Here is a 26,924-nt window from a genome sequence, read left to right as displayed (position 1 = left end):
ATTAATATGATCTCACTTCCGAAAAAGTTGACCGCTTGTCTATAACGAACCTATCTTCTTGCTCTCTTCATCATGTCAAAGAACGTTGCTCTGATGCTTCTCAGAACTAGTGGTTAACGATCGTTTTCGTTTACCGTTGTTGTTGATTGGGGTGCAAAAGTAGGAGATACATTTTTAACATGCAAGCAACGGATAAAAATATTTTGATTTTTTTTTCAAAACACCGCTCTGCCCCCCCTTTCGGTTTCCATGACCAAAAGACCTACAAGACATGGCCGCATTACTTACATAATTAAGAAGAAGACAATTAACAGCAGACATCACCCGGCTTTTCCATAGCATTGAAACCAGGTGCAACCAAAAAGCGCCACACCTGGTTTCAACGAATAAATTAAAAAGAGTCGATTGAGACTATTTCATGAGGCTGATGTTGGTCATTCCGCCGTCCGAGAGGATTTCCGTTCCCACGATAAAAGCAGAATCGTCCGAAGCCAGGAACACCGCCGCCTTTCCGATATCGGACGGAAGGCCTTGCTTGCCAACAGGGATAATGTCGATCCACGTTTGCTTTACCTGTTCCAAATGTTCTTCGGGTACCAGTTTCCCAAAGACAGGCGTATCGATCGAGCCCGGTGACAGGGTGTTGACCCGGATGTTTCTGGCAAGCAGATCCAGCGACAGGCCCTTTGCCAGTGAAATCACGGCCGCTTTGGCAGCACTGTAAATCGCCATTCCGGGCGCGGCGCGATGGGCGGCGCTCGAGCCGATCAGGATGACCGACGCACCGTCATTCAGATACGGCAACGACTTTTGCACGGTAAAATAGGTGCTTTTCAGGTTCAGGTCCATATAACGGTCGTAGCCTTCCTCGGTCACATCGCTGATGGATCCCATCGGAATCCCGTCCACTACTCCACCTGCATTCACTACCAAAACATCAATTTTCCCAAGTGCATCAGCGGTTTGCCGGAAGATATTTTCCAAATCATCCTGGTTGGTAACATCGCCCCGGATGCCTATAAATCCCTCGCCCAATGCTTCGACGGAGCTATTTAATGTCGCCTGGTTCCGTCCTGTGATAACACCTGTCGCGCCTTCGTTCCTGAAAGCTTCCGCAATACCGAAGCCGATACCACTATTGCCGCCGGTAATGACGGCCACTTTGTTTTTTAGCTTGTCCATGTATTTTGTATTAAAATCAATAGAGAATAGGTGCTGCTTACAACCCGTAGATGCCGCCCGAAACGGAGATTTTTTCGCCCGTAATCCAGGCTGCGTCGTCGGATGCGAGGAACACGGCCACCTTGGCTATGTCGTCGGGTTGTCCCGTGCGGCCGAGTGGCGTGGTGTCGATAAGTTTCTTTTCAAATTTGCTCGATGCGTAATTCACCACCACTTTTGCGCCTTCTGCTGCGAATTGTTTGGCGATGGCCGCGCCTATACCCTTGGATGCGCCTGTTACCAGGGCCACCTTGTTCTGCAATTTATTCACTTTGATTATCCATTTAAGTTTGGATTGCAAAGTTAGGATGAGCTTGTTACTTTTCGTAACTTTGTAGCGAAAAGTGACAGTAACGTCGAGGTAACAAAGTAACATATGGAGTGCGAACCCCGTCAGAACGACAAGCATAAAAAGGAAATGATGGCCGTCCAGGATTCAATGGAGGTGCTCAGCGGCAAATGGAAGATTTCAATCATTTCATCCATTTGCTATTATAACAAAAGGAGGTTTTCCGATATTCTCAATGATGTCGACGGCATTTCCAATAAAATGCTAAGCAAGGAATTAAAAGAACTGGAAATCAACCAGCTAGTTAAAAGAACTGTGCTGGATACCCAACCGGTGACTGTCCAATACGAACTGACCGAGCACGGCCTCACATTGAAAACGATCATCAATAACCTGACCGATTGGGGAATGGAGCACCGTAAAAAGATCATTGGGGAATGACGCTTCAACATGATGCCCTTCTATAACGCAATCTAAACTGCCGCAATATGCCGGGTAACCCGTGCCGATCTTCGATACTGGGATGGCGATAAACCCTTGAGCTTTTTAAAAGTCTTGTTTAGGTGACTGCTATCCGTGAAGCCGAATTCTGCCGCTATGTCGTCCAGCCGCGCATTAGTGTAAAGCAAACGAGACTCTATCAGGGCTAAACGATAATGATTGACGTAATTCTGAAGAGTTTCTCCCGTTTCACGTTTGAAAAACTGGCTGACGTAGTTGGGCGATCTGTGGAAATATGCTGCCAGCTTTTCTACTCTGAGCTCCTCCGGGGAATGGATGTGCTGGTGGACATATCCCAACAACGAAAGCGGCAACGCTGGATGATACGCCTCTGCATGCTGAATCAGGGCGATATTCCGGGCTGCAATGGTGATCACCGTATTGAGCAATTGCTGGGTCACCTCCACGCCACTGGAACCCGGCGATTGCTGTTCCCGTAAAAGCGCTTCAACCAGGGACCTCACCAGCGGTTTATCCGTCACGGTTTTAAGGATACAGCCCGGCAAATGGTCGTAGTTATGAAAGATATATTCCAGTTTTTGAAGCCATTCTTTGGGCTGTGTCCTGAGGTAGCTCTCATTGAAGCGGATAAATGCAAAGCGCGTTTTTTCGCTAATCTCAAATCCATGCCTGTCTTGCGGAAATAGTAAGAAAAGCTTATCCGAGCCATATGGAAGCTCGACATCGTTGATGATCTGAATGCCGGTTCCTTCCAAAACATATACTAATTCAAAAAAGGAATTCTTGAATTGCCTGGCCTTAAACTGATCCGCTTCAAGCAACTCGATCTCATAAGGCCGATGTAAATTTTTAAGTCTCATCCACTTATTTTACTGAAATATCAATCAAATATACCGATTTTATAGAAATATCGACCCGACCTTTGTTGTACAAAACATTAATCTCTATAAAATGAATACAACAGTTTTTCTGCTGCTGCGCCTGGGGATCGGTATCAGCATGTTTGGGCACGGCATGATCCGGTTAACCAAACTGAATGCGTTCAGTGACTGGATGGTCGGAAGCTTCGCGAAATCGGTATTGCCGGCAATGCTGATTAAGCCTTTCAGCCTCGTGCTGCCCTTTGCCGAACTGGGCATTGGTCTTTTGCTCCTGGTCGGCCTGTTTACCGAAACAGCAGTGTTTTCAGGCGCCGTTCTGATGCTGGTACTGATATTCGGTACCACAATGGTCGAAAACTGGGAAGCGCTTCCCTCCCAGCTTATCCATCTCGCCTATTTTGGGGTCCTGCTCCAATTCATTGCGAGCAACACTTGGGCGGTCGACAAAATCTTAAACAAGTAATGACAACGAGCACGAGAAGAACATTTCTGAGAGAAACCGGCATGCTGGGCGTAGCTGGTTTGCTCAATAGGCCGGACGACGTGATGGCCTCCCGGCAACCTGCTGGGAATCATCAGAACAAGTGGCCGGACGGCTCGCGTTTGGTAGTATCCATTTCCATGCAATTTGAGTCTGGCGGGCAGCCGGACAATGCCGAAAGCCCTTTTCCACAAAATATGCGGCAGGGATTCAGAGACCTTCCCGCGGCTACCTGGTATGAATATGGTTACAAAGAAGGGATCCCGCGAATGCTGGATAACTGGGATGAACTTGGTGTGAAGGTCACTTCTCACATGGTTGGTGCCGCAGTTCTCAAAAATCCGGATTTAGCGAGGGCGATTGTCGCAAGAGGCCATGAAGCGGCGGCGCATGGTATGAACTGGAGCGCGCAATATGACATGAGCTATGAGCAGGAAAAGGAATTCATAAAAAAGGGCGCCGATGCAATCACCCAGGTAACAGGGACCATTCCGGTCGGCTACAATGCGAACTGGCTCAGAAGAGGCGATCACACACTCGATATATTGAAAGAGCTGGGATTTAAGTATCATATCGACGACCTCAGTCGTGATGAGCCTTTTATCGTCAGGGTTAAAAAAGGCGATTTCGCGGTTATCCCCTACACATTGCGCTGTAATGACATCCTATTGATTGAAGGGAAAAACTTTTCGGTCGACCAGTTCTTCCAACAGGCTAAATCGGAGTTCGACCAGCTTTATAAGGAGGGTGCCCACAGGCGCAGGCAGATGTCGATTAGCTTCCATGACCGTATTGGTGGAACGCCCCAAATGGTAAAAGCTACTTATGATCTGATCCGGTATATCCAGCAACATCAGGGCGTGAGCTTTAAACGAAAGGACGAGATTGCCCGCATCATCTTGTCCGATCCGGCTGCCATTCGGGAATAAAGTTTTGAACCCGCGGCTCTTAGTTTAGTATACCCCTTTCGGTAAAACATACTGAAAGGGGCTTTTCCAAACATACAAATCAGGGACGAAGCATTCCTTGGAAAATTCCTGATTACATTCCGACGCGAAATCGAAGAGAAACGTGTGGTGGTTTTCGTTGGCGATAAATGGCGCGTTACCCGACTGCAACCGAACTGACTACCCGTCTCAGCGAATCGCTTCAAGTAGCCACTATCTGGGTACCATGCTGTGCTGGAAAACGGTCCGCTTCCAGCAAAAAAGGTGTTATTCAACTAGCGGATTGGGCTGGCCGACACCTTTCGTAACAAGGCTTTTTAGGCTTTCATTAATATAAAATGTCCACGCGTCGAAACAGATGTTATAGCATTCATGTTCCGGGACCAGTCCCCGATGGGTAAAAGAAAGAACCGTCTTTCCGCCCGTTTCTGATATCTCGAATTCGATCCGGGTGTCCTTCCATTCCGACTGGTCCTGAGTGAAGCTGAAATAGTTGTCAAGCACAAGCCATACCACTTTTTTGTCGGGTACAAACTCGACAATTTTCATGGTGCATTTGTGAAGGTCTTTCCGCTGGTAGGTAAATTCCTGATCAAGCGCGTCGGTAACGCCGTCAATTTTCTCGGACCACCATCCGCGGACATCATTTACGGCGTTAAATACTTCATTGGCAGACTGTTCTACCGAGAATGAGGTTTTGAAATCTTTTGTCATTGCATGAGTTTAGTAAGGCTGGCCACGCTGATTTCTGTCATGTGGCCAGCAAATGAATGAATGTAAAATGCGGAATTTGCTGTGAGGAAGTGGCTTGTCGATCAAGCCAGAAGGAGCTGCTGTCCTTTGCCGGTTGTAATTAAGCTGTGCAGACTCTGTTGTATCAATGCGCTCCACGTGTTTGAGCAGGCGTCGTAGCATTCTACCGCTGGGACCAGGCCGAAATGGGTGAAACGGAGCCTGGTTTTATCTCCCTCCGGCGTAACTTCAAAACTGATCTTCGTACCTGTCCACTCGTTTTTGTCTTCCACATAACCAAGCTCGCTCTCGGTAATGAGCCAAACGGCCTTCTGTTCCGGAACCAGCTCCACAACTCGCTGGCGGGAATAATGCAGGTCTTTGTAACGATACGAAAACTCGTCGCCAAGCTGCATTGCCTTGCCTGTCACTTCGCCTGACCACCAGTTTTGGGGGTTGCCAACCGCCTCGATCACCTCTTTGGGACGCTGGTCGACCAATAGGGTAACCGTAAAATCGGGTGTTTCCATTTTGTCTGTTTTTAGTTGTTAATCATTAGCTTTTATCTTCAGGATCATCAAATGCCGGTTTGTTGTTTAACAGATCTTCCAATTTTTGCAGCTTGGTCGACCAGAATTTATCGAAGTAGGAGATCCACTCCTGCAATTCCTCGAACCCATCCTTTTTGAGCGTGCAGTACCGTTCTCTCCCCACGTCGGTGACGGAGATGAATCCAGCCGTTTCCAGGATTTTAACATGCTTGGACACTGCCGGTCGGCTCATATCGAAATTTTCAGCCAGGTTATTGATGTTCATGCTGCCGGCAAAGAGAAGCATAAGCATCTTTCTTCTGCTGGGATCACCAATTACCTGGAATACATCAAGGGTTGGTATTGCCATCTTTTGCCGCGTTTAACAGTTTTGCAATTTTTTCCAGTTTTTCCACCCAGCCGAGTAGTAGCCCATTGTAGATAGCCAGGTTCTCTTTTTTAGCGAAACCACTATGTTCCAGAAACAGATCGGTGCCTTTTTCGGTGGGTACCAGGTTCCAGTTCACAACGGATTCCATGTTGATATTCCCATCGCCTGAGCGGCTGTTCCAGGAATACGATAAATGCTTCAACGGCACAATAGCCAGCACTTTACAGTAAAAGACTCCATCGAAGTTCATAGCAGGAACCGGCCCGGTCCTGAACTGGAACTCATGCCCGATGATGGGCTTGAAATCGTTTTTCATTAACCACGATGCCAGCAATTCCGAATCTGTAAGGTATTCCCACACGGTTTCAACAGGATGTGCGAAGGAAAACTGATGTTTAATAATTTTCGTCATATCGAGTAACTTTGAAGTTACGCAAATGTAAACGTAACTTTCGAGTTACGCAATTGTTTTCTAAAAAATTTTGAATAGGTGCTGTCCTATTTGTCTCGCTGTCGCCTTTGTCTCGCTGTCGCCCAAAAACACCTATTGCATGCCGTCAAATGACAGCATGCAATAGGTTTAGACTCACTATATTCTTAATAACTCCCTGCCAGTTAAATCATTACATAGAGGTGAGAAGTAAATGCAGCGATCCGCTAACAGGCATTAGTAGCCAGGATTTTGTGTTAAAACAGGCGCATTCCGATCGATTTCAGTTTGAGGAATCGGCCAGAACTCGTATTTATCCTCGTACTTGGACTTGATGGTTGGTGCGAGCGGATTCTGAACAAAGCCGTTCAATTTCTTCGTGGCAATGCCCCACCGCCTCAGGTCAAAGTAGCGCTGACCTTCCAACGCGAATTCCACGCGCCGTTCATGCCGGATCTTTTCCCTCAGTTCAGCTTGCGAAAGCCCGGCTGCCAATGCTGGCATTCCCGCTCTTTTCCTAACCTGATTTACGGCCATTATAGCGTTTGCAGGACCTTTTGCCTCATTTTCAGCTTCCGCATACATCAGCAGGATATCCGCATAACGCAACAACACGAAGTCTCCCTCATCAATCGCGCCGTAATCCGGGTTAACAAGACTGGGATCGAGCCATTTCTTCACTGCATAAAAACCATTTATCCAGCTGTCCTTACCAGGCGTGGCTACCGACAGGTCTCCCGTAAATGGCCACCCCTGCGCTTTGGTATCGCCCGGGAAAAAGAAGGTGAGCCTCATTCGGGGGTCTCTTTTTTCAAATGGCTTGGCAGGATCGTAAACCGCCGAGGAGGCAATATCCTTTCCATCAATGGCCTCATATTCATTGATCAGGTCCTGCGTGCCGAGCTCACCTTTCCAACGTTGCAGAGAAACTGCCAGTGCAACATCCTGATGCAGCAGGTTAGGTTGTAAGTATTTGACGGAGAACATAATCTCCGTACTGCTGTTTTGAGCAGGTTTGAAAAAATTACCTTCATAATTGACCAGCAAACTGTACTTGCTCCCGTCGATGATCTGCTTCGCCAGTGCAGCCGCCTCCGCGTACTTTTTCTGATACAACAATACCCTCACCAGGTAACCTTGTGCAGTACTTTTGACGGCGTGTCCGTCCTTGTAAGCATTGTCGGGCAAAGAGGCGATCGCCTTCGTAAGATCTTCCTCGATTAATTTGAGCACTTCCGCTTTTTCCGATTTCGCCCTTGCCGATTTGAAATCCACGGAAAACGGGTCTTCGGTGGTAATGACTACATTCCCGTAAAGCTGCGCCAGCCAGAAGTAATTGAAGGCCCGCAGAAAATACGCTTCTCCCTCATACTGGCCCAGCTTATCCCCTTTCAAAACTTTACCGACATTGGCCAGAAATGAATTGATTGCTGCAATCGCTTTGTAGTTGTTCGTGTAATAATTACTCACAAAATCTCCCGACTGCGGTGTGATCCCGGATGAAAGCGCGCTGGTACCACCGCCATAGTTGTACTGCCCGTAGGAATCGTCACTGAAATTATCCCAGGCAAAAACCTGGTATTGAGACGTAGCATAACCGCCGCTGGGGGCGTATAAAAAGTTATAAAGGCCCGTCAAAGCAAGATCCGCATCTGTCTCCGACTTCCAGAAAATGTTGGTCGAAAGTTTATCGGGAGGCGCCACATCCAGATCATCGGTACAGGAAATGGCCGAAAAGCAGAGCGTTACGGATGTCAGAACTGTATATAGTAAACTTTTCATATGTCAATGTTTTAAGGTCTGTTAGAATTGGACATTAATGCCAAACGTGTATGTCCTGTTTTGCGGGTAAGCAAGGTAATTTCCACTGTTCACCCTTTCCGGATCCAGACCAGGGAACTTACTGACCGTCAAAATATTTTCCGCTGAAACGAAAACCCTCACCGACTTCATTTTAACCCTGTCAATGATGTTCCTTGGGACGGTATAGCCCAGCTGGACGTTTTTCAGGCGGGCAAATGAGGCATTTTTGAGGAAATAGGTCGAGTTGTAGTTCTGTACCGGTGCATATCCGTCGGCCACATATATTTTCGGCATTGAATTGGATGGGTTCGAAGGCGTCCACCTGTTTCTCCAGTCCACGGTAGGCACCGAGCCTTGTCTGAATGGCTCGATACCCCATCCATTGACATAAATTTTCTGGCCCACGGAGCTGAAAATCTGGGCTGCAATATCAAATCCTTTCCAGTCCGCCGAAAGATTCAGGCCCAGTTGCATTGCAGGATACCTGCCTTTCTGGTAAGTACGGTCCTTCTCGCTGATCAACCCGTCGCCATTCACGTCCTTGATTTTAAGATCACCGGGCGTAGGTGTAACCGGTTGCTTTGGAGAGGCGTCGATTTCTGCCTGACTCTGGAAAATCCCGTCCCAGATATAGACATAGAACTCGTCCAGCGGATGGCCTTCTTCCCGGATCGAATTGGGGACGGTATTGATCTCCGTCTTCCCGAACTTTTCCAGTACATTCTTATATGCCTGGGCATTCAGGCCTACCGTATAAGAAAGTCCCCGTTCGTTGCGGCCCGAATACGCGAGATTTAACTCGATACCTTTGTTTCGTACCGCACCGTTGTTGATCGTAGGCGCATTCAGGCCCAGCCACAACGGCACCTGCGACCCGCGCAGGATGTCGAAAGTGTATTTATTGAACACATCGGCCGACAAAGTGATCTTATTGTTGAAAGCGGTAATGTCCACACCGGCATTGACAGACCTTGTCGTTTCCCAGGTAAGGTTAGGATCCACAATGGACTGAGCGGCAAAGCCCGTGGACGTCGACCCGCCGAAAGCATAGTTGGCGTTGGTTAATGTGGATTGATAGGGATAGGTACCGATATTCTGGTTACCCAACTGACCGTAAGACGCCCGCAGTTTCATGTCATTAAGCCAATCTGCATGTTGCAGAAAAGCTTCTTTCGAAATCCGCCACCCGGCGGAAAGGGAATAAAATAGTCCCCAGCGCGTATCCGATGGCAGGCGTGACGTACCGTCGTACCGGACGCTTCCCCCGAGCAGGTACTTGTCTTTCAAACTGTAATTGGCAGTGGCATAAAGCGAATGGATAGCCCATTTCTCCGAAGTGCCGCCATTGGTTTGCCCGTCCGCGGGCCCCGCATCCAATTCAGTTAGGAGATTAGTCGGGTATTGCCTTCTCGACGCCGTTATTCTGCTGGTCTGATTGACTTCCTGCTGGTAACCGCCCAAAACAGAAATTGCATTGTCGCCAAATGTTTTGTGGTAATTAAGCTGCGTATAGAACACACTATATATCAAATCATTACGCTGAACATTCAAACCAGGAGTTCCCACGTCGAGCAAACCTGCCGAGCTCATATCATTAAAATAATACATGGGCACTACCGGCCTGAAAATGCTCCATTTCGTGTTCTGGTAGTTAAAGCCGGCTCTATTCTCCCACCTTAGACCATCCAGCACGTCTACATCCACGGACATATTTCCCTGCGCAAAGTAATCTTTGGTATACTGCATGGATTTCTCTTTCACCGTTGCAATCGTGTTTTTGTTTCCCTGTTCGTTGGGGAAGGCTCTTTTTATCCATTTGCCATCTGCCGTTTGCGGCGGGTAAAGCGGCGATTGTGCCATGGTAGACAGGAACATATCGGTGCTCCCATTGCTGGGTGCCTGCTGGTCTCCGTACCGGAACTGCAGGTTGGTACCCAGGGTCACGCGCTTGTGCACCTTGGAGGAAAGGCCGAGGTTCATCGTGTATTTTTTGTAATCGAAGCCAATCATGACGCCGGGCTGGTCAGTTATCCCCAGGCCGACATTAAAAGTCGTCCCATCCTTGCTTCCCCCCGCCATGTTGAGAAAATGGTTTTTCACATAAGCCGGTTTGAAAAGATCGTCCAGCCAGTTGTGGTTCGGATATTTGACCCTGTCAGTAGCATTTCGGTACAAATCGATCTGGGCCTGGGTGTAGAGCGGTTGCAAATTGGAATTGGTGCGGGCCTCGTTGGAAAGCTCCATAAACTCGGCCGAGTTGGTAATCGTTTTCGGGATTTGAGTAGGATTGGATATACCGATGTTGAAACCGTATCCGAACGCAAAACCGCCACCATTGCCATTTTTAGTTTTGACGACGACTACGCCATTTGCCCCCCTAGCCCCATAAATCGCGGCCGAAGCAGCATCCTTCAACACCGTGATAGACTCGATGTTGTTTGGGTTGAGTATACTCAGGTTACCCGGCAAACCGTCCACAATCACCAAAGGGTCGTTTCCTGCACCACTGAACGTACCAGTACCCCTCACCCTCAACTGAATGCCCTCATTACCCGGCTCTCCCGAATTTTGTATCACCTGCAAGCCTGGAAGCTGGCCTTGCAGCAAACTTACCGGGTTGGTAGCCACCCGCTTGGTAATCGTTTCGCCCGAAACCGTCGCCACCGCGCTGATCAGATTTCTTTTGCTTTGTGAGTTGTACCCTACCACCACTACCTCTTCCAGCGCCTTGTTGTCCAGTGCCAGATCAATGTTGATCACCGAAGCATCTCCTACCTTTACTTCCTGGGTCATGTGTCCAACAAAAGAAAACACCAGAATAGCGCCTTCATCAGGGACGTCCAGCGAATAAGCGCCATTCACGTCAGTCGTCGTCCCCCGGGTCGTTCCTTTAATGGCAATGTTCACGCCAGGCAAAGCTTCGCTTTTACCCGAGGTGACGACTCCCTTTATATTCTTGTCCACGGCATTTGGCGCGGCCGCGAGGGAATTATTTTCCTCGTGAGAAAGTGCGCCTGACGGTTCCCGGCCCGCCGGCTTGAGAATGATCCTGTTCCTCACGATTTTGTAAGAAACATTGTCGGGGCTGAATAGCTGATCCAGCACTTCAGATATGTTTTTGTTATGCGCGGATAGCGAAATTTTCCGCTCTACCGGAAGTAACTCTTTACTATATACGAATTTGATATGCTCGGCTGTTGCGAGGTCCGCAAGTATAGACCGGATCGTCTTTTGCTGGGCCTCAACGGAGACTTTTCTCAAAAGAAGCTCTTGCGCGTGCGTTTCGCCGCCGTACGAATACGTGCAGGCCATGATCGCAAGAAGCATTTGTAGGGATGACACTTTCATGATAGTCCGCCAGGGCTCTATGATTTCTAGTCCTTTTTTCATTTTTTTACAATGTTAGATCACAGGATGATTTAAATGTTCCCAGTATTTCATTTGTCCAGAATGAAACAACCGAGATTTTTCGAGGGATGGGAATCGGGACCGATCAATGCTTCCAGCATGTTCGGTCCTTTTATTGCTACGTAGCGTTTATCTGCATATGTATGTTGTTAAAAGTTAAAAAATCACTGAATAGCATTACATCCGGATCCCGTTAAAAAGATCTGGTCCTCTCTCACTTCGTAACTGGCATCGACAGCAGCGCACAGCACATCCAGCAGCGCGAAAAGATCACCCAGGTTCGATGCGTCGGCAGTAATGGTACAGTTGGCGAGATTTTTGTTTTCAAGAAGAATGGCTACTCCATAAGCCTTTTCCAGCTGTGGAATAATTTCCGAAACAGGCTTGTCTGTGTAAATAAAAGCATTTTTGTTATCCGTGTTTTCCCGCTGGCTCACGGGCAACGGCTCTTCAACCAGGCTTGTTACCATTTCCCTGGTATCAAATGAAAATGTTACTTTCTTGTTAGGTGTAAGAGTGACCTCCTTACCCGTGTCGGATGCGCGGGTGCCCGACGCGTTCTCTTTCACCCTTACCTTCCCCCTCAGAACAGCTACCTCGATACTTCCTTTCCTGTTGGTTTTGATCGTAAAGCTGGTTCCCAGTACTTTGGTAATGATATGATCCGCATAAACGCTGAAAGGCCTGCCAGGATCATGGGTTACATCAAAATACCCGTCCCCTTTCAAAAATACATCCCGCTTATCCGCCGTGAAGACATTTGGGTAAAACAGTACGGCTCCCGGGTACAGCGACACCCTGGTACCATCAGGAAGTTTAACCAGTTTGAGCTTGCCGGTAGCATTCTCATTCTTCACCAGGTTGCTGATCATCGAGTCGGGGACCTTTGCGATGACCGAGTTTCGCCCGGCGAATTGGCCTTTATAAAAAACAAATCCTATGATCAGGAAAGCCGCCGTCGCCGCAAACCTGAAGTACGAAGACTGCCACCATCTTCTGCCGGTCAGCGGCTCGACTGCTTCCGGTGACTCGTGCATATTCTTCCGGATCGCGCCCCAGATATCCGCTTTCAGTCTCTGATCCTCCTGCGGGGCGTCTGCGCTGGCATGATTGATCGAATCATACCAAAAATCCATTACCTGCTTTTTAATCGGGTTAATCGTGTCATGCTGATAGCGATGTATCAGCCGATAAAACCCTTTCCAACTTTTGCCCATGCCTGTATCTGATCGTTAAACACAATGGTGTCCATGTGTAAGTAGATCTGACATCGCCCGAGCCACAAATAAGTTTATTAATTATTAGAAAATTTACATTAAAGGCCACAAACAATGGTAAACTTCTTAGAATATTTATAGGGATTTCGTGAGCACCTATTTGGAGAAATGGTGAGCGAGAAGTAGCGCCAGACAAAGATTGTAGTCCTGCAATTGAATGCGAAGCGTTTTAAGTCCCTGGCTAAGATGATATTCCACAGTCCTTGTCGATATTTTCAGGATTTTGGCAACCTCACCATTCGGCTTATGCTGCATTTTGCTCAGTTCGAACACGGCCCGGGTTCTGTCGGGAAGCTGGTCGATGCAGGCAATGAGAGATTGATTGAGATCATTGTAGGCAAGCTCTTCTTCCGTATCCCAATCTGCCTCAGACATGTTGATAAAGACGAACTGATCATAGTTTCTGCGTACAATTTCTTTTTTGAAATAGTCCAGCACTTTGAATTTGACGGCACCCAGCAGATAATGTTCCAACTCGCAGATAGCTACCGTTCCGCGCCGGGCCCAAAGATCCAGAAAGATATCCTGCACGATTTCCTTCGCTTCATCAGACTCCCGGACCTTGTTTTTCGCAACCCTGTAAAGCTTGTGCCAGTACCGGTCATAGATTTGCTCAAATGCATCCTCATCACCTAGTTTCAGGCCTTCTAACAATGCTGCGTCACCGGTGTAAATAGTAGGCATGAGGTTAGCAATTTTGCAGATGAAAGTATCCGGTCGGCTCTGCTTGCAGACCGGATACTTTCATCATAAACTTTGAAGACATGATTTTCTACTCTGATATTCCTTTATCGCTCCGCCCATCTCCTTCCGCCAGCAAGATATTCTAAAAATTACCGGCATTCACGCTTAGGCAGCATTAATCATGTCTTCGTTTACGAGACTTCCATCCCATTGGTTTGTAACTACCTTCTTTTGCCAAACCGGAAAGCATAATTCAGACTGATCGAATAATCGGCGAAAGCCGCATCGCCTTGAATGTGGACTTTCTTGGATTCGTCGGTAATAACAGCGTTTTCCATTTTCTGACGGGCAATATCCGCCGCACTCTGGATACGGTTTTTGATAAAATTGTAGGGTACAAAAAGACTGAACGTGTGATTTCCTGTCCGGAAAGTCACGCCCGGTTCGATGGCCACGACATAGCCGGGACGGCGATAGGCAACCTGTCCTCCAAATGCGTCATAGGCAGGGATTCCTTCCAATCTTCCGGCCAATGAGAGTGTCAGTTTCTGGGCCTTTCCGATTCCGGCCATCACACCCGCTCTGGCAAAATACTGATCAGGGCATGCATAGAGGTTGTAACCCTCCAGCCCGGCCGTAGGAGCCGACTTGAAAGTACCATTAGACTCCTTCGGGTTGAACAAATAATACGCATTGGCAAACCCGTAGATATTATTGACTATTTGCCTGAAACCTTGAAATTCCAGTGAAATACCAACGCCGCCGTCGCCGGGCTGAATAGCTTGGTCCATTACTACGCTTTGCTTGGATCCATCGGCCTGCAGCGCATCATCCATCACATCATGCTTGCCTGTTGCCAGTTTCACACCCGCACCGATCATCATATTGCCGTGGTGTGCTTTGGCAGGGTCGATCAACCAATAGTTAACCCCCAAACGCACATCTCCCAACCCTTGCGCAAAAACGCTGTAACGGGTTGTATCGATGATTGTTGATCTCAGGACCTGCGAGCGCTCGTTATGTACGTACGGAATACTCACATTCACCTGAAGACGGTCCGTGATGCCAAAAGACGCATTAACATCGAGCGAATGCGAGTAAATGTTTACCGCATTGCCGCGGTCTTTGCCGTCGGGGCCATGGCCGCCGCCTGTTGTCTGGCGTTCAGGTTGCTCCTCCCTTCCTACGAAATGCCGCCAGGAGTGAAAATAACGATAGCTTGCCCCAACCTGGAACTGACCTTTCGCGAGATTGTAAGAAGAGGAGCCCGGCATTGAATTGATGCCGCCCATTTGGCGTACTGCCACACAACCCTGCGCCTGAGCACCTCCGGATGCGATCAGACCGAATAAAAAGATAAAACCTGAAATGTATAAAGCTTTCATATTTTGACAAATTAAGATGTGAATAAGAGGACGCGCCCCATTTTCCCAACTGGAAACAGGGTTTGAGCGTCAACAATGCAGGAGTACTGCTAAAAAGGTAAGAATGTCAATGTTCCGGCGGCGGGCCAAATAATGCCAGAAGCGGAGATATGAAAGTGGAGTTTGTACCGGTATAAGTCGAGCAAGCCTTTGCCGCCGCATCAGTAAATACGACAATGGTTTGATGAGGGCTGAGCCAGTATACCTTGGCTAATTCTGACAATGAGCGGATTGCTTTCCGCATCGGGGTTTCCTTTTTGGTATGGTTTACATCCGTTATTTGATCCGCCAGTTCCAAAAACCGCTCCCTGGCAGAAAGGTTGGTCTTCAAAGTCACGTACGCGGTATCATTTTCAATCTTTTGATGAATGACGTTGTAAAATTTGCCTTCGTATTGAAAGAGGCCTGCGACGTCATCGGTATTTTCCCAGGAATTGCTGTAAGGCAGCGGTGCCACGGGAAACTTCATCACCTTGTATTCATCCGCTTCCTGCGTTTCACTGGCCGTTTGAAAGTCATTTTCAAAAAAGAACACGCCAACGGCCAGCCCAAACATGTTGTATAGGAGCAATGCGAGAAGACCGATGGATAGAATTCTTTTCAAATGGTTCAATTTTTAACAAAAATAGTACTATTTGCGAGAAAACGGTTATCCGGCGGCCAACTGGCCTTAATTAAGTACGTGGTTCCATTGCGCTACGATGTTGCTCAGTTCCAGCAACGGTACTTTTTGTGATTTGTAGTTCCTCATACGCTCGCGAAGCTTGTCGTCTTGCATAACCGTCGCCAGCGAGTCAGCCATTTTGCTCACTTCTCCCGCTTCTACCAGCATCCCGTTACGGTTATCCTCGACGAGCTCCCCCGGCCCGGTATCACAATCGAAAGCGACAATCGGCAGGCGGAATGCCAGCGCTTCCAGGAGCACCATGGGTAATCCTTCGAACCTGGAACTGAGGCAGTAAACGGAAGCATTTTCAAAATAGCTGAAAACCGCATTGGTAGCTCCAACCAGCTCCACGGAATCTCCGATACCAAGCTCTTCGATTTTCTTTTCAAGTAGCGGTTTGGCTTCGCCATCGCCAATGATGAGCAACTTCCATTCCCGGCGAAGCTGCGGAGGCAGCAGGCCCCACGCATCCACCAAAAGGTCAAAACCTTTCTGAAACGTAAGCCTGCCAACCGAAATGACCGTTCGGGCCGGATTTTCATTCACCTGCTGCTCTTCCAGGAACATCGGGTTTGGAATGTGAACCAACTGCGCATTCTGGTACCATGCACCCTGTTTCCAGAATTGCATATCACGGGCTGTCAGCGTTACAATGCTGTCGGCGAAACAAAGTGACAGCTGCCGGGCCAACGACCTGGACGCCCTGCCCAGGTTTACCCTGAAATTGAAATGCTCCCACACCACATGACGAATTCCGGTAAATGCCAGTGCAGGAACCGAATGCATGGCCATATTCGACTCAATCGTAACAAACGTATCGACGGGGTAATTTTTAACCCACTGCCGGATCCTGCGCTGAGAACTGATGACTTTTTTAATGCCTTTCCGCTTATCCATATGCAGACTGGCTATATTCACGCCCGGCTCTAATGGAAAGAAAACTTTATCCGGATCACCATTGAGGCTTAGCAGGCAGACATTATAATTTCTTTTGGCGAGTTCATTTATAATGACAGAAGCCACACGTTCCGTCCCGCCAACTGACGAGATATCGTAAATAAAAAAGACAATATTAGGCATGCGATTTTAATCCGAATGTCGGATTTCAGTAGGTTGCTTAATGTAATTGAGATTAAAAGTGGACGTCATCAGCTTTTCACGGCCACCTTTTGAGAGTCGAACCGCTTGTCCAACAGGGATTTGAGCAGACTAATCACGGGTTTTTCAAACCAGCGGTGCAATGCGACGCTCACCAGGCAGACCAGCACCATCGAAAATACCAGTCCAATGAATTCATATACAGGTCCCTGCAAACCCGTCCGCGTATATACCAATCGCAGGAATGCGTAAATCACAAAAGGGTGAACAAGATACATGGCATAGCTGGAATCACCGAGCAATACCATGGTTGAATGAATTTTGTTTTTGGAATTGATGCGATTTTCCAGCATCAGAAAACCGAGTGCTACCAAAAAAGCCGGTATGCCGAAAAGCAGGTAACGTTTAACGGAAAGACCAAACACATATTCAGCGTACATTGAAAAAAGCAATGCTGAAAACCCTACTAAAATCAATATATTCTTGACTGGCTGGGTTGTATCGCGGAGTCGGTGTTTCCATAAATAATACAAAATCCCGCCTGCAACAAACTCCATAATCATTGTGCTCCCCCAAAAGCGCATCTCATAACTTTCCCAGGACACAAAACCCGAGATCAGCACAAAAATCGACAATCCGGCAAGGCAGGGGATCATTCCTTTTTTATTTCCAAAAATGCGGATAAAAAGGGCGATAGACACGTAGAAGAACATTTCGTAATTCAACGTCCAACCCAGCGTCAGAATAGGGCCGCTGTTTTTGATATGATAAGGTATGAACAGCAATGACCTGGCCAGGGCCTCGGGTGTTAAAATGACGTTTCGAAACCAGGAAGGCTTAACCAGGTATAGTCCGGTTGTAAGAAATGTCATCGCATAATAAAGTGGCACAATGCGGATGATGCGCCGGTAGAGGAAACTGTCAGGGGATTTATTGACGATATAGGCCATGATAAAGCCACTGATTACGAAGAATATATCCACTCCGAAACCTCCGATAACTGGTTCGATATATTCGAAATGAGCAAATACTACCAGCAATGCAGCCAGTGCGCGTAGTATCTGGATACCTTGAAGCATATGATTGAAACGTAGAGTATTGTGTGGTCGTTTAACTTCCTTTCGTACTATAATTACCCTACGAACTTAGCCATTTAATTGCAAGCCACCTGTATTTTGGTTTAACAATCTCAACCTGCCCGAAAAATAATCCAAGTCTATGCAAACACGTTTTATCTGACAATCAATCAGTTACTTCACTTTTTTATCGATAAAAACCTTCCACCAGCAAAGATTGCCTGCATTCACATCCCCGGCTACTGCTGTCGGGAGGCAATAACGGTGACAGTGCCGCCCGTCGAATCGGGAAGTTCTTCCAACGGGTAGTTACCGGGAAGCAGTACGAATCCAAGCCCTGCCAGGGACGACTGCTCGGTGTATGTGTTGGAAGCAATCGTTCCCCTGTAAAAATAGGGCGGAATAGTATTGATCGAGAGATCGAAGCCGGCATTGCCTGGCGTCAGCCTCGCACGCCGTACGTAAAGGCCTTTTTGCTCTCCACCTTTGATCCAGGAAAAGCCAATATCCAGAGAATCGGCACTTCTTCTGCTGACCATTATTTTAAAATCTTCCACTTTTATTTTGTCGATTTTCCCCGCTTCAAACAACGTATCGCCATTGATCACGTAGCGCTGAACGGCATACTCTCCCCGAAGTCGTGCAGCGTCGTCGTCGATCAAATGGACGTCGTCGCAAGCCACACAGGTCATTAACATAACAACTAGTATTGCCTTTCTCATGGCAGCAAATTTATGTAACTGCAAATATCATAAAAATCACTTACCGTTCAAATCACGCTGGTTGAATTAGATATGCCATAGTGCGGGACTGCGTTCAAGCTAATGAGCCTCTACTTGAAATAGTTATAAAACACCTCACCCAGATTATTTCCGAGCGAAATCCAGTCGGCCGCCAGTGGAGCTTTCTTTAACCCGGCGATCCACTCGTAGTTGAGCTCATACACGGCAGCGTGAATGCCGAACCGTTCCATGAAACCTTCTCCCAAAGTACCGGGGTTGCGAAAGCTCGGCTTTGTGGAGCCTTCTGTGAACCAGGTATGTTTGCGCAGGAGCAATTCCAGTTTTTCCATGCTCGACAAGTATTCGCTGATATCACCGTCGGGCCGGCTCACGTGCAGGTTTCCGCCCGCGTCGTTGTGAATGTCGAGCCCCAGGTCGGGTTTCTTGTTCGCTTTGATCATGCTATGCAGCCATTGTTCGAGGTAGTAGTTTTCTGGCGCGATGAGAGAATCGGCGGGTTTGTCCCATTTGCGGTTCAGATCATAGCCATTGGCATTGAAACGCGTCTTGCCCCTTGCTACCCCGTCTTTATTGGCCATGGGCAGAATATACACGCAATACGTTTTCAGGTACCGTTTGGCATCTTCGTCGTTGCTGAGCAGCTTTTGTACCAGCCCCTCGACCGTCCAGTTGCCGCCTGCCTCGAATGCGTGCGCGCGGGCACGGAGGAAAAGTCTTTTCGGCGCATTTTCGTTACCGATCCGCACGATTTCCAGCGACCGCCCTTCGGAAGTTTTGCCGATGGTCGTCACACTCGCGTGCTTGCTTTGCCTGACCTTCGCCAGCATCCTGTCCAGGTCGCTGATCCGGTAAGGTTCCACGCTGGCAATGTAAGCGTAGGACGCCTCCATTTTGAACCGGATCAGGATACGCCGGCCCGGCAGCGGCACTACCGGGCGGCTCTCCCACTTTTTGTTATCGAAAGAAACGACATACCGCGATTTTTCCGAAAGGTCGCTCGCCAGGCGGCCGTTCCAGATATTGTCAAAGTTTTCGAGGATCAAAGTCACTTCCGTTCCCGCTGCCGCCTCCACCCTGAAATGGTAGTGATTCACGGCCCGGTTGGGCGAAAAACGCTCGTGATCGTACACCATCTCCCCAATCACCCGGCCTGCCGAGTCGATCCGCCAGTTCATGGGCGATGCATTCTCAAAGCCGGTGTTGATAAAAATCTTCGGTGTAACTATGGTATCGGTAGCAATACGTGCTTTCCCGATATTGATCGCAGAAGCGGAACCCGTGTGAGTGGCCAGGAGGCCTGCGCAAATAAACGGTACTAATGTTTTCAATTTCATGGTTAAGGGTTCAGAAACTGTATGAAAAAATCGTTCATCGGCCCGGTTTCCGCTTATATTTTTTAACATTGACCCAAATAACAGGGCCGGATTTCCACTGTGTCAGATCGACAAAAGCACCCTGGGGAACCACCGGGCCTCTTCCCCACGCGCGTATGTAGCCATAGGATGCCCTGGACGGCGACTCTTCTTCCTCCCCTTCTTCTTCATCCCGGACAAGATAATTGTGAAACACGGAAGAAGCGTTGCCATTATGGAAAGTAGTAGACTGTGTTCCGTTAGGGTTTACGATGACAGACGTGTTGCCATTATGAAAAGCTGTGGAGTGTGTTCCGTTATGATTTACGATGACCGACGTGTTCCCATTGTGAAAAGCAGTAGAGTGTGTTCCGTTAGGGTTTACGATGACTGACGTGTTCCCATTGTGAAAAGCAGTAGAGTGCGTTCCGTTCGGGTTTACGATGAGGGGTGTGCTGCCATTATTGATAATATGAGAATGCGTTCCGTCCGAATTCACCACAACGCCCTGCGCACTTGAAGCCAGTGTAAGGCCCAATAATGCCAGTGTTAGTCCAAATTTCATGTTTAAGTGTCGATGATATGTCTGACCAATTTAAGCATATAAATTGATTTGAAATATCCCGTTAGTTTTTTCGCAGGGCTGGATGGAACGATCATGTGGTCGAAGAAATCCGGAAAAGAACCTATCCGCGGCAAAGGCGAAATTAGGGCGGCATAATATTTTTACTGTACTAAACTTTTCAATTCACCCGGCACACTAATGATGGAAAACAGAGGCCTTATTATCATGATCGACGATGATGCGGATGATCACGAAATTTTCAGAATGGCAGTCGATGACTTGCAGGGCACACTTGACTGCATGTTCTTTTCCGATTGTGAGTCAGCAATTGCCCACTTTTCGGATCCGGAGGCGAAGCCGCCGGGATATGTATTCATCGACCTGAAACTGCCACGTGTGGACGGTGACCAGTGCCTTGTGCAGCTGCAACAACTATCGCAGTTCGACGACCCGACACTCGTGGTCTATTCTTCCTCCATCCCGGAAGAATGGCGTGAAAGGCTTTCAAAAATCGGTGTAGATAAGATCGTGGAAAAAACCGATTCGATACCGGAACTGACAAGCCAGATAAGGAGCGTAGTTGACCAATGAAAGCAGCATTTGACAGAATTTATCAATGATCTTAACTGCGTATACGCTCTTTCGTTATTTACAGTTGGGCATTGCTGACTCGTGGTGAAAAGACAGAACCTGGTATTCTCCTTCCGGTCCATCGGCTGGCATGTACTCTTTTTACGGAGCTTTAACGGCTGTAACACGGGATCGCTAAGCGAATCGCCGACCTGGTGCAGAGTGTAGAAACAGGCCTGAGCCAAAACGCTTGAAAAGTTGACTTTTTTCCCGTCTTTCAATTCTATACTCGTAGCTTTGCGGCTTCAAACAACGAGAAGATGATTACAGTTGAAAATTTGGCCGTTGAGTTTAGCGGTTCTGTCCTTTTTAGCGAAGTTTCCTTCGTTATTAATCCCACTGATAAAATTGCCCTGATGGGTAAAAATGGTGCCGGGAAGTCCACCATGATGAAAATTATCGCCGGTGAACAAAAAGCCACCCGCGGCCACGTCCGTGCACCCAAAGATGCCGTTATCGCTTATCTGCCGCAACATTTGCTGACCGAAGATAATTGTACCGTTTTCGAAGAAGCGGCCAAAGCTTTCAGGCAGGTGTTTGAAATGCGTGCCGAAATGGAGAAACTCAATCTCGCGCTCGAGACCCGCACGGATTACGAGAGCGATGAATATATGGCCATCATCGAACAGGTTACCGAGCTCGGTGAAAAGTATTACCAGCTGGAAGAAGTTAATTATGACGCAGAGGTTGAGAAGGCCTTGAAAGGATTGGGATTCAGGCCGGAAGATTTTCAGCGGCAAACCAAGGAATTCAGCGGCGGGTGGCGTATGCGTATTGAGCTTGCCAAAATATTGTTGCAAAAGCCTGACCTTATTTTGCTCGATGAACCTACCAACCACATCGACATTGAATCCGTGATCTGGCTGGAAGATTTTTTGGTGAATAAGGCAAATGCGGTCATGGTTATTTCTCACGATCGCGCCTTCATCGACAATATCACCAACCGTACGATTGAAGTGACCATGGGCCGCATTTATGACTACAAGGCCAACTATTCGCATTATCTGCAATTGCGTGAAGAGCGGAGGGCACACCAGATGAAGGCATATCAGGAACAGCAGAAAATGATTGCCGACAATATGCAATTTATTGAACGCTTTCGTGGGACCTATTCCAAAACCAATCAGGTCTCTTCCCGCGAGCGCATGCTGGAGAAACTGGAAATTATTGAAATTGACGAGATTGATAACTCTGCCCTGAAACTTCGTTTTCCACCTTCGCCACGATCAGGAGACTATCCTGTTACCGTGAAAGATGTCTCGAAATCCTACGGGGATCAGGTTGTGTTTAAAAATGCCAGCATGACTATTTCAAGAGGGGAAAAAGTGTCGTTTGTCGGACGGAATGGTGAGGGTAAATCTACGATGATCAAGGCGATCATGGGCGAGATAGATGTGGACGGAACCTGCCAGCTCGGACACAATGTCAAGGTTGGCTATTTTGCCCAAAACCAGGCATCCCTGTTAGATCCCAACCTGACTATTTTTCAGACCGTGGACGAGGTTGCAGAAGGAGATGTAAGAACCCAAATCAAGAATATTCTGGGAGCCTTTATGTTTCAGGGCGACGATATCGACAAAAAAGTAAGCGTATTGTCCGGTGGGGAAAAAACGCGGCTTGCGATGGTGAAGTTGCTTCTGGAACCTGTAAACCTGTTGATTCTGGATGAACCTACGAACCACCTGGATTTAAAGTCAAAGGATGTTTTGAAAGAAGCACTCAGAAACTTTGACGGAACGTTGGTACTCGTCTCTCACGATCGTGATTTTTTACAGGGCTTATCCCAAAAAGTCTTTGAGTTCAAAGACAAACGTGTAATCGAGCATTTTGAAACCATTGATGCTTTTCTAGAACGTAACCGGATAAAAAGTATAGCGGATCTCCAGCTTGCCAGGTAGCTCATAGTCAAAAGCCCCGCAAACGTCAAATTTGCGGGGCTTTCAAGTTTCAGGCAACGGGCATGGTTACCGGCTTTGCCCATACATGATGAAAGACAATGCCTGCGATAATGCAAATGCAGCCCAGTAATTGTGTCAGGGAGATTTCCTCTCCTAAGAAGAAACAGGCCGTGCCGATGGAAACGGGAATTTCTATCGCTGCCAACACACTCCCCCAGCCCAGCCCGATAATCGGGAAGCCTTTGCTGAACATGAGTGGGGGCAAAACCGTCCCGAACAAACCGAGGAACAACCCGAACCGCCACTCTAAATGCCAGCTCAGACTATCGAAGATATGCACGTTCCAATAGGCTAAAATTGCTATAAGTCCACCTGTTACAAGGTACTTGGAACGAAAAAATACATTGCAAGTAACCGCAATCCGATTGGATGCTGACATGGCAAATGTGTAGCATCCGGCTGCGAGCAAGCCAAATAGCAACCCACGCATATCCCAGGAAAAACCAGCGCTGCTCAAATCGGTTGCAAGCACTGTTCCAAGCAAAACGATCAGCACCGTTATCAATTGACTTAAAGAAGGCAATCTCTTTTCCCTGACAGCGTCTGCAAGTATGCCCATCCAAATCGTTTGCATCAGCAAAATGATGCTCACCGAAACCGGCAGGTACTCTACCGAGAGATAATAAAATGTACTGGTTAGTCCGAGGCTGCTGCCTGCGAACATGAGTTGCAACGCTTGCCGCATATTTCCGCGGGTGGCCGACCTGCCCCAAAGCAGGTCGAGTGTAAATAAGACTATTGCGCCCGTGGCAAACTGCGTAAAAGTGATGGCGCCGGTCGCATATCCTTCGCCCGTTGCGACTTTTACGAAAGTCGCTAATACACCGTAGCTGGCAGCGCCGACAGCTACGTACAAAACAGCCTTCAATTTGTTCATAACCTATCCGTAAGTACAGGCTACAAACTTAGAAGCGCCTTTCAGCAAAAGGCTTTACAAATGTTGATGGTTTTCAATTATGTTCATTTAGCGGGCAAAGCGGTGCAATTACATATTCTTTCCGCGAAAAATGACCTTCCCCGCACACCCGCAAGATCAGACGTCGTCAAAAATCAAACAGCACATTTAGATCTACTAATATTTTAGTAGAAAAACTAAGCACTTAGCTTATATACTAATTTTTTAGTAGTATGTTTACGGTAACATCGTATTGTTAATCTGGAATATGGAACCCCGTTCACTTACCCGGGCCGAAGCTGAAATCATGAAGATTCTCTGGCAACTCGGCAAAGCATTCATTAAAGACATTTTGGCGCAGATGAATGAGCCGAAGCCTGCATATACAACCGTTGCGACCTTCGTGCGCATTCTGGAAAAGAAAGGAATTGTCGCGCACACCACTTACGGAAACACCCACGAATATTATCCACTGATCAGCGAGCAGGAATACCGGAAATACGAGGTCCAGCAACTTGTCGAAAACTATTTTGACAATTCGGTAACTAACCTGGTCTCTTTTTTCATGAAAGACGATAATTTAAAAAAGAGCGATCTCGACGATCTGGCCGCGTTTATCGAAAAAAATAAAAGCAAATAATAAACATCCTGAAAAATGGAGGCACTTCCCCGACCTCTGCCCGAAAAATATATTGACTTGAAAATAAAACTGCCAAAAAAATGACCCGAACACTGTTATTTCTTCTGGGACTATCAGCATTTATGTCTGCAAATGCTGTATGCCAAAAGATCAAGATCGCTACGATCGATTTGGAATACATCTACGCCAATCTTCCGGCGCACAAAAAGCTGATGGCTGAAATCGATAGTTCATCGTCCAGATACCAGGCAGTTCAAAAAGAGAAATTGGTTGCCTACCAGCAAAAGCTGCAAGCTTATCAGCAAATGGGCAAACAAACGCCTGAACCCGTTTTGAAGGATAAAGCGACCGAACTGGAAACGCTTCAAGCCTCCATGCAGGAATTTCAGGGAAACGCGGAGAAGGATTTACGCACAAAGTATGCAAGCAAATTCCCAGAAATTGAAAAGACTGTCAAAACTGCAATCGCTGAATGCGCAAAAGAGTTTCAGGTGACATACATTGCCAGAAATTACCCAGATTACAGTTCCGGCGAAACAACGCCTTTTGTGCTATATTCGGGTGACAAACAAACGGATCTGACAGATCAGGTCCTATCTAAACTGGGAGTGGCAAGCCATCCCGAAAAAGGAAAGGTACGGAAAAATGGAATCCTCAGGTAGGATCCGGCGTTAGCGACGCGCCCCAGGAGTACTGGTATGAAAAGGCGGCATTTACCTTCCTCTCGCAAGGCCACGCTGGCAGCGACGCTTACCGGTATTCGCAATCCAATGCCGACAGCGAGGTCCTCCTTGGGGGCCCGGATGCCGCTGAACCGACGAAACTTATTTCGCCAATTGAACTCTTCGATCACGGGAATGTCTGCTACACTGTCCCGATTCCCCCTTCAAGTTGGCCGGTTTGACATTCGGCCACTTCTCAACTATTTCATAAGTTTGGTATTAATCGACCAATCAAAAACGGCATGCTGTTAGAAAACAAAAACGCAATCATATTCGGTGCCGGCGGCTCTCTCGGAGCTGCTATCGGGCAAGCCTTTGCTATGGCAGGGGCGAGCGTGTTTCTCTCAGGACTTCATCTGAATGCTGCTGAAAATGCCGCGGCAAAGATCAGGGCTGCAGGTGGCGTGGCCGAGGCCCGGCAGGTAGACGCACTTAGCAAGACAGAAGTTGAAGCGTTTGTCTCGTTGGTGTCCCGTCTATACGGCTCTGTCGATATTTCTTTCAATGCAATCGGCCTGGAAGATGTGCAGGACATTCCTCTGACCGAGATGAGTGTTGAGGATTTTACCAGACCGATTTCGAGAGCCATGCAAAGTCATTTTATAACCGGTCGGGCGGGTCGCCTGATTCGCAAGTATTTATCGACGCTTTTTCCCATATCGGACATGAGTTAGCGTCCCAGATAATTGACACGATGCAGGGGGACACTATGCTCAAAAAGCTTCCCGGAATGCTCGATATTGCCAATGTAGCCGTGTTTGCCGCCTCAGATCTGGCCGCTTTTGTTACCGGCACTACCATAGACGTAACCGGCGGAACAACCTCAGCTCTAAATTACAAAACAGGCCATAATACTCCTTTTATTCCCCCGTTCACAGGGCCGCAGAGTCACGACCGATGAGGACCGTAAAAAATCATCGAGGTATAATGTTAGTTTTTACCCAAATCATCACCCGAATATGCATGCAAAGTTGCGGCGACATATTGAAAAGATTATGCCCCTGACCGACAGTGAATTCGCGTTTGTCGCAGAGCATTTCACTTTCAAGAAATTCAAAAAGCATCAGTTTATGGTACAGCAGGGAGAACCGGTGCCGTACAACTATTTTCTTTTATCAGGACTGACAAAACTGGTGTATACCGACCCGGCCACCGACAGGGAATATATCCTTGCATTTGCCATGGAGGACTGGTGGGACAATGATTTTCAGGCCTATTACACAAAAACGAAGGCCGCGCTTTCCATGGTCTGCCTGGAAGACACCGAAGTGCTGTGCTTATCACTCGACGATTTCAACGCCCTGCGGGCTGGCCTTCCGAAAATCGAGCATTTCTTTCTGGAAAAAGTGATGTCGGGCTTTCTGGCCGCCCAACGCCGCATTCTTTCAATGATGACATCCAGCGCACAGGAGCGCTACGAACAGCTCGTGGCGCAGCATCCTTCGCTTGCACAGCGTCTGCCCAAAACGCAACTCGCTGCCTATCTGGGCGTTTCCAGGGAGACGCTCAGTAGGCTCAACGGATAGTGTGATTTACCTCACACGAAAGACGTGAGATGCCGCACGGAATGATTTTCAATGACTTACCTAGCTTTGCATTGAAAATCAACTCAAACAAA

The 26,924-nt window shown here is 47.8% G+C and carries 29 protein-coding genes; 10 read left to right on the top strand and 19 right to left on the bottom strand.

The features are described 5' to 3' along the window. Nucleotides 1–411 precede the first annotated feature (411 nt). Both AAHB90_RS31355 and AAHB90_RS31350 read right to left on the bottom strand, forming a co-directional pair. Nucleotides 412–1,182, bottom strand: a complete 771-nt coding sequence (locus AAHB90_RS31355) for an SDR family oxidoreductase (RefSeq protein WP_342089282.1) — start codon at nucleotides 1,180–1,182, stop codon at nucleotides 412–414. A gap of 37 nt (nucleotides 1,183–1,219) precedes the next feature. After that, a complete protein-coding gene (locus AAHB90_RS31350; RefSeq protein WP_342089281.1) occupies nucleotides 1,220–1,492 on the bottom strand; it encodes an SDR family oxidoreductase in 273 nt (90 codons plus the stop codon). 105 nt (nucleotides 1,493–1,597) lie between these two features. Here AAHB90_RS31350 and AAHB90_RS31345 point away from each other — a divergent pair, with 105 nt between their 5' ends. Then, the gene (locus tag AAHB90_RS31345; protein WP_342089280.1) at nucleotides 1,598–1,951 is read left to right on the top strand and encodes a winged helix-turn-helix transcriptional regulator; all 354 of its coding nucleotides are present in this window, start codon (nucleotides 1,598–1,600) and stop codon (nucleotides 1,949–1,951) included. Nucleotides 1,952–1,983: 32 nt separating this feature from the next. On the opposite strand, the gene AAHB90_RS31340 is transcribed toward AAHB90_RS31345, so the two are convergent. Next, a complete protein-coding gene (locus tag AAHB90_RS31340) occupies nucleotides 1,984–2,832 on the bottom strand; it encodes an AraC family transcriptional regulator (protein ID WP_342089279.1) in 849 nt (282 codons plus the stop codon). A gap of 91 nt (nucleotides 2,833–2,923) precedes the next feature. On the opposite strand from AAHB90_RS31340, the gene AAHB90_RS31335 reads away from it, so the two are divergent. Both AAHB90_RS31335 and AAHB90_RS31330 read left to right on the top strand, forming a co-directional pair. Beyond that, complete coding sequence (locus AAHB90_RS31335; RefSeq protein ID WP_342089278.1) at nucleotides 2,924–3,316, top strand: DoxX family membrane protein; 393 nt, start codon at nucleotides 2,924–2,926, stop codon at nucleotides 3,314–3,316. Then, nucleotides 3,316–4,263 carry a polysaccharide deacetylase family protein gene (locus AAHB90_RS31330; RefSeq protein ID WP_342089277.1) on the top strand — a complete coding sequence of 316 codons (948 nt, stop codon included), beginning with the start codon at nucleotides 3,316–3,318 and terminating at the stop codon, nucleotides 4,261–4,263. Before AAHB90_RS31335 ends, AAHB90_RS31330 begins: the two co-directional genes overlap by 1 nt. A 285-nt stretch (nucleotides 4,264–4,548) precedes the next feature. On the opposite strand, the gene AAHB90_RS31325 is transcribed toward AAHB90_RS31330, so the two are convergent. The 15 genes from AAHB90_RS31325 to AAHB90_RS31255 form a co-directional block, all read right to left on the bottom strand. Then, complete coding sequence (locus AAHB90_RS31325) at nucleotides 4,549–4,995, bottom strand: SRPBCC family protein (protein ID WP_342089276.1); 447 nt, start codon at nucleotides 4,993–4,995, stop codon at nucleotides 4,549–4,551. A gap of 101 nt (nucleotides 4,996–5,096) precedes the next feature. Next, nucleotides 5,097–5,543 (bottom strand): SRPBCC family protein, encoded by a 447-nt coding sequence (locus AAHB90_RS31320; RefSeq protein ID WP_342089275.1) that lies wholly within the window; start codon nucleotides 5,541–5,543, stop codon nucleotides 5,097–5,099. 25 nt (nucleotides 5,544–5,568) lie between these two features. Continuing rightward, a complete protein-coding gene (locus tag AAHB90_RS31315) occupies nucleotides 5,569–5,913 on the bottom strand; it encodes a metalloregulator ArsR/SmtB family transcription factor (protein WP_342089274.1) in 345 nt (114 codons plus the stop codon). Continuing rightward, entirely contained in the window at nucleotides 5,894–6,346 is a 453-nt protein-coding gene (locus AAHB90_RS31310) for an SRPBCC family protein (protein WP_342089273.1), read from the bottom strand. The genes AAHB90_RS31315 and AAHB90_RS31310 overlap by 20 nt, the downstream gene beginning before the upstream one ends. A 255-nt stretch (nucleotides 6,347–6,601) precedes the next feature. Beyond that, nucleotides 6,602–8,146: a RagB/SusD family nutrient uptake outer membrane protein gene (locus tag AAHB90_RS31305; RefSeq protein WP_342089272.1), complete on the bottom strand. Its 1,545-nt coding sequence runs from the start codon at nucleotides 8,144–8,146 to the stop codon at nucleotides 6,602–6,604. A 21-nt stretch (nucleotides 8,147–8,167) separates the two neighbouring features. Beyond that, nucleotides 8,168–11,557: a TonB-dependent receptor gene (locus tag AAHB90_RS31300; protein ID WP_342089271.1), complete on the bottom strand. Its 3,390-nt coding sequence runs from the start codon at nucleotides 11,555–11,557 to the stop codon at nucleotides 8,168–8,170. Nucleotides 11,558–11,739: 182 nt separating this feature from the next. Next, a complete protein-coding gene (locus AAHB90_RS31295) occupies nucleotides 11,740–12,711 on the bottom strand; it encodes a FecR family protein (RefSeq protein ID WP_342089270.1) in 972 nt (323 codons plus the stop codon). Nucleotides 12,712–12,948: 237 nt separating this feature from the next. Beyond that, nucleotides 12,949–13,536 (bottom strand): RNA polymerase sigma factor, encoded by a 588-nt coding sequence (locus AAHB90_RS31290; RefSeq protein WP_342089269.1) that lies wholly within the window; start codon nucleotides 13,534–13,536, stop codon nucleotides 12,949–12,951. 221 nt (nucleotides 13,537–13,757) lie between these two features. Continuing rightward, nucleotides 13,758–14,921, bottom strand: coding sequence for a hypothetical protein (locus tag AAHB90_RS31285; RefSeq protein WP_342089268.1), 1,164 nt, complete (start codon nucleotides 14,919–14,921; stop codon nucleotides 13,758–13,760). A gap of 106 nt (nucleotides 14,922–15,027) precedes the next feature. Next, nucleotides 15,028–15,564, bottom strand: coding sequence for a hypothetical protein (locus AAHB90_RS31280; RefSeq protein WP_342089267.1), 537 nt, complete (start codon nucleotides 15,562–15,564; stop codon nucleotides 15,028–15,030). Between the two features lie 66 nt (nucleotides 15,565–15,630). Further along, entirely contained in the window at nucleotides 15,631–16,707 is a 1,077-nt protein-coding gene (locus tag AAHB90_RS31275; RefSeq protein ID WP_342089266.1) for a glycosyltransferase family 4 protein, read from the bottom strand. Nucleotides 16,708–16,775: 68 nt separating this feature from the next. After that, the gene (locus AAHB90_RS31270) at nucleotides 16,776–17,804 is read right to left on the bottom strand and encodes an acyltransferase family protein (protein WP_342089265.1); all 1,029 of its coding nucleotides are present in this window, start codon (nucleotides 17,802–17,804) and stop codon (nucleotides 16,776–16,778) included. Nucleotides 17,805–18,040: 236 nt separating this feature from the next. Then, the gene (locus AAHB90_RS31265) at nucleotides 18,041–18,499 is read right to left on the bottom strand and encodes a hypothetical protein (protein WP_342089264.1); all 459 of its coding nucleotides are present in this window, start codon (nucleotides 18,497–18,499) and stop codon (nucleotides 18,041–18,043) included. A gap of 134 nt (nucleotides 18,500–18,633) precedes the next feature. After that, a complete protein-coding gene (locus AAHB90_RS31260; protein WP_342089263.1) occupies nucleotides 18,634–19,878 on the bottom strand; it encodes a M14 family zinc carboxypeptidase in 1,245 nt (414 codons plus the stop codon). Between the two features lie 34 nt (nucleotides 19,879–19,912). Next, a complete protein-coding gene (locus AAHB90_RS31255; protein ID WP_342089262.1) occupies nucleotides 19,913–20,461 on the bottom strand; it encodes a hypothetical protein in 549 nt (182 codons plus the stop codon). Nucleotides 20,462–20,659: 198 nt separating this feature from the next. Between AAHB90_RS31255 and AAHB90_RS31250 the strand changes: the two genes are divergently transcribed. Both AAHB90_RS31250 and AAHB90_RS31245 read left to right on the top strand, forming a co-directional pair. Next, nucleotides 20,660–21,052 carry a response regulator gene (locus AAHB90_RS31250; RefSeq protein WP_342089261.1) on the top strand — a complete coding sequence of 131 codons (393 nt, stop codon included), beginning with the start codon at nucleotides 20,660–20,662 and terminating at the stop codon, nucleotides 21,050–21,052. Between the two features lie 299 nt (nucleotides 21,053–21,351). After that, nucleotides 21,352–22,989, top strand: coding sequence for an ABC-F family ATP-binding cassette domain-containing protein (locus AAHB90_RS31245; RefSeq protein ID WP_342089260.1), 1,638 nt, complete (start codon nucleotides 21,352–21,354; stop codon nucleotides 22,987–22,989). 49 nt (nucleotides 22,990–23,038) lie between these two features. Here AAHB90_RS31245 and AAHB90_RS31240 read toward each other — a convergent pair whose 3' ends face one another. Further along, entirely contained in the window at nucleotides 23,039–23,926 is an 888-nt protein-coding gene (locus tag AAHB90_RS31240) for an EamA family transporter (protein WP_342089259.1), read from the bottom strand. A gap of 286 nt (nucleotides 23,927–24,212) precedes the next feature. Here AAHB90_RS31240 and AAHB90_RS31235 point away from each other — a divergent pair, with 286 nt between their 5' ends. The 5 genes from AAHB90_RS31235 (at nucleotide 24,213) to AAHB90_RS31220 (ending at nucleotide 26,832) form a co-directional block, all read left to right on the top strand. Beyond that, nucleotides 24,213–24,584, top strand: a complete 372-nt coding sequence (locus AAHB90_RS31235) for a BlaI/MecI/CopY family transcriptional regulator (protein WP_342089258.1) — start codon at nucleotides 24,213–24,215, stop codon at nucleotides 24,582–24,584. 80 nt (nucleotides 24,585–24,664) lie between these two features. After that, complete coding sequence (locus AAHB90_RS31230; RefSeq protein WP_342089257.1) at nucleotides 24,665–25,246, top strand: OmpH family outer membrane protein; 582 nt, start codon at nucleotides 24,665–24,667, stop codon at nucleotides 25,244–25,246. Between the two features lie 302 nt (nucleotides 25,247–25,548). Then, nucleotides 25,549–25,980 carry an SDR family NAD(P)-dependent oxidoreductase gene (locus AAHB90_RS31225; protein WP_342089256.1) on the top strand — a complete coding sequence of 144 codons (432 nt, stop codon included), beginning with the start codon at nucleotides 25,549–25,551 and terminating at the stop codon, nucleotides 25,978–25,980. Next, a complete protein-coding gene (locus tag AAHB90_RS32895; RefSeq protein WP_446717945.1) occupies nucleotides 25,947–26,207 on the top strand; it encodes an SDR family oxidoreductase in 261 nt (86 codons plus the stop codon). The genes AAHB90_RS31225 and AAHB90_RS32895 overlap by 34 nt, the downstream gene beginning before the upstream one ends. Before the next feature lie 58 nt (nucleotides 26,208–26,265). Then, nucleotides 26,266–26,832, top strand: coding sequence for a Crp/Fnr family transcriptional regulator (locus tag AAHB90_RS31220; RefSeq protein ID WP_342089255.1), 567 nt, complete (start codon nucleotides 26,266–26,268; stop codon nucleotides 26,830–26,832). Nucleotides 26,833–26,924 lie beyond the last annotated feature (92 nt).

This window comes from Dyadobacter sp. OTU695 (assembly GCF_038440355.1).
GTDB lineage: Bacteria > Bacteroidota > Bacteroidia > Cytophagales > Spirosomataceae > Dyadobacter.
Note: the sequence above shows the minus strand (reverse complement) of the source record. Positions and strands in the feature narration are given on the sequence as shown.

Coding starts and splice junctions, on each gene's coding strand:
- AAHB90_RS31310 (WP_342089273.1), bottom strand. CDS start 6,346: ATGACGAAAATTATTAAACATCAGTTTTCCTTCGCACATCCTGTTGAA.
- AAHB90_RS31240 (WP_342089259.1), bottom strand. CDS start 23,926: ATGAACAAATTGAAGGCTGTTTTGTACGTAGCTGTCGGCGCTGCCAGC.
- AAHB90_RS31335 (WP_342089278.1), top strand. CDS start 2,924: ATGAATACAACAGTTTTTCTGCTGCTGCGCCTGGGGATCGGTATCAGC.
- AAHB90_RS31320 (WP_342089275.1), bottom strand. CDS start 5,543: ATGGAAACACCCGATTTTACGGTTACCCTATTGGTCGACCAGCGTCCC.
- AAHB90_RS31220 (WP_342089255.1), top strand. CDS start 26,266: ATGCATGCAAAGTTGCGGCGACATATTGAAAAGATTATGCCCCTGACC.
- AAHB90_RS31330 (WP_342089277.1), top strand. CDS start 3,316: ATGACAACGAGCACGAGAAGAACATTTCTGAGAGAAACCGGCATGCTG.
- AAHB90_RS31315 (WP_342089274.1), bottom strand. CDS start 5,913: ATGGCAATACCAACCCTTGATGTATTCCAGGTAATTGGTGATCCCAGC.
- AAHB90_RS31290 (WP_342089269.1), bottom strand. CDS start 13,536: ATGCCTACTATTTACACCGGTGACGCAGCATTGTTAGAAGGCCTGAAA.
- AAHB90_RS31245 (WP_342089260.1), top strand. CDS start 21,352: ATGATTACAGTTGAAAATTTGGCCGTTGAGTTTAGCGGTTCTGTCCTT.
- AAHB90_RS31300 (WP_342089271.1), bottom strand. CDS start 11,557: ATGAAAAAAGGACTAGAAATCATAGAGCCCTGGCGGACTATCATGAAA.
- AAHB90_RS31265 (WP_342089264.1), bottom strand. CDS start 18,499: ATGTTAATGACCTGTGTGGCTTGCGACGACGTCCATTTGATCGACGAC.
- AAHB90_RS31225 (WP_342089256.1), top strand. CDS start 25,549: ATGCTGTTAGAAAACAAAAACGCAATCATATTCGGTGCCGGCGGCTCT.
- AAHB90_RS31345 (WP_342089280.1), top strand. CDS start 1,598: ATGGAGTGCGAACCCCGTCAGAACGACAAGCATAAAAAGGAAATGATG.
- AAHB90_RS31275 (WP_342089266.1), bottom strand. CDS start 16,707: ATGCCTAATATTGTCTTTTTTATTTACGATATCTCGTCAGTTGGCGGG.
- AAHB90_RS31255 (WP_342089262.1), bottom strand. CDS start 20,461: ATGAAATTTGGACTAACACTGGCATTATTGGGCCTTACACTGGCTTCA.
- AAHB90_RS31250 (WP_342089261.1), top strand. CDS start 20,660: ATGATGGAAAACAGAGGCCTTATTATCATGATCGACGATGATGCGGAT.
- AAHB90_RS31260 (WP_342089263.1), bottom strand. CDS start 19,878: ATGAAATTGAAAACATTAGTACCGTTTATTTGCGCAGGCCTCCTGGCC.
- AAHB90_RS31270 (WP_342089265.1), bottom strand. CDS start 17,804: ATGCTTCAAGGTATCCAGATACTACGCGCACTGGCTGCATTGCTGGTA.
- AAHB90_RS31230 (WP_342089257.1), top strand. CDS start 24,665: ATGACCCGAACACTGTTATTTCTTCTGGGACTATCAGCATTTATGTCT.
- AAHB90_RS31285 (WP_342089268.1), bottom strand. CDS start 14,921: ATGAAAGCTTTATACATTTCAGGTTTTATCTTTTTATTCGGTCTGATC.
- AAHB90_RS31235 (WP_342089258.1), top strand. CDS start 24,213: ATGGAACCCCGTTCACTTACCCGGGCCGAAGCTGAAATCATGAAGATT.
- AAHB90_RS31325 (WP_342089276.1), bottom strand. CDS start 4,995: ATGACAAAAGATTTCAAAACCTCATTCTCGGTAGAACAGTCTGCCAAT.
- AAHB90_RS31305 (WP_342089272.1), bottom strand. CDS start 8,146: ATGAAAAGTTTACTATATACAGTTCTGACATCCGTAACGCTCTGCTTT.
- AAHB90_RS31340 (WP_342089279.1), bottom strand. CDS start 2,832: ATGAGACTTAAAAATTTACATCGGCCTTATGAGATCGAGTTGCTTGAA.
- AAHB90_RS31295 (WP_342089270.1), bottom strand. CDS start 12,711: ATGGATTTTTGGTATGATTCGATCAATCATGCCAGCGCAGACGCCCCG.
- AAHB90_RS31355 (WP_342089282.1), bottom strand. CDS start 1,182: ATGGACAAGCTAAAAAACAAAGTGGCCGTCATTACCGGCGGCAATAGT.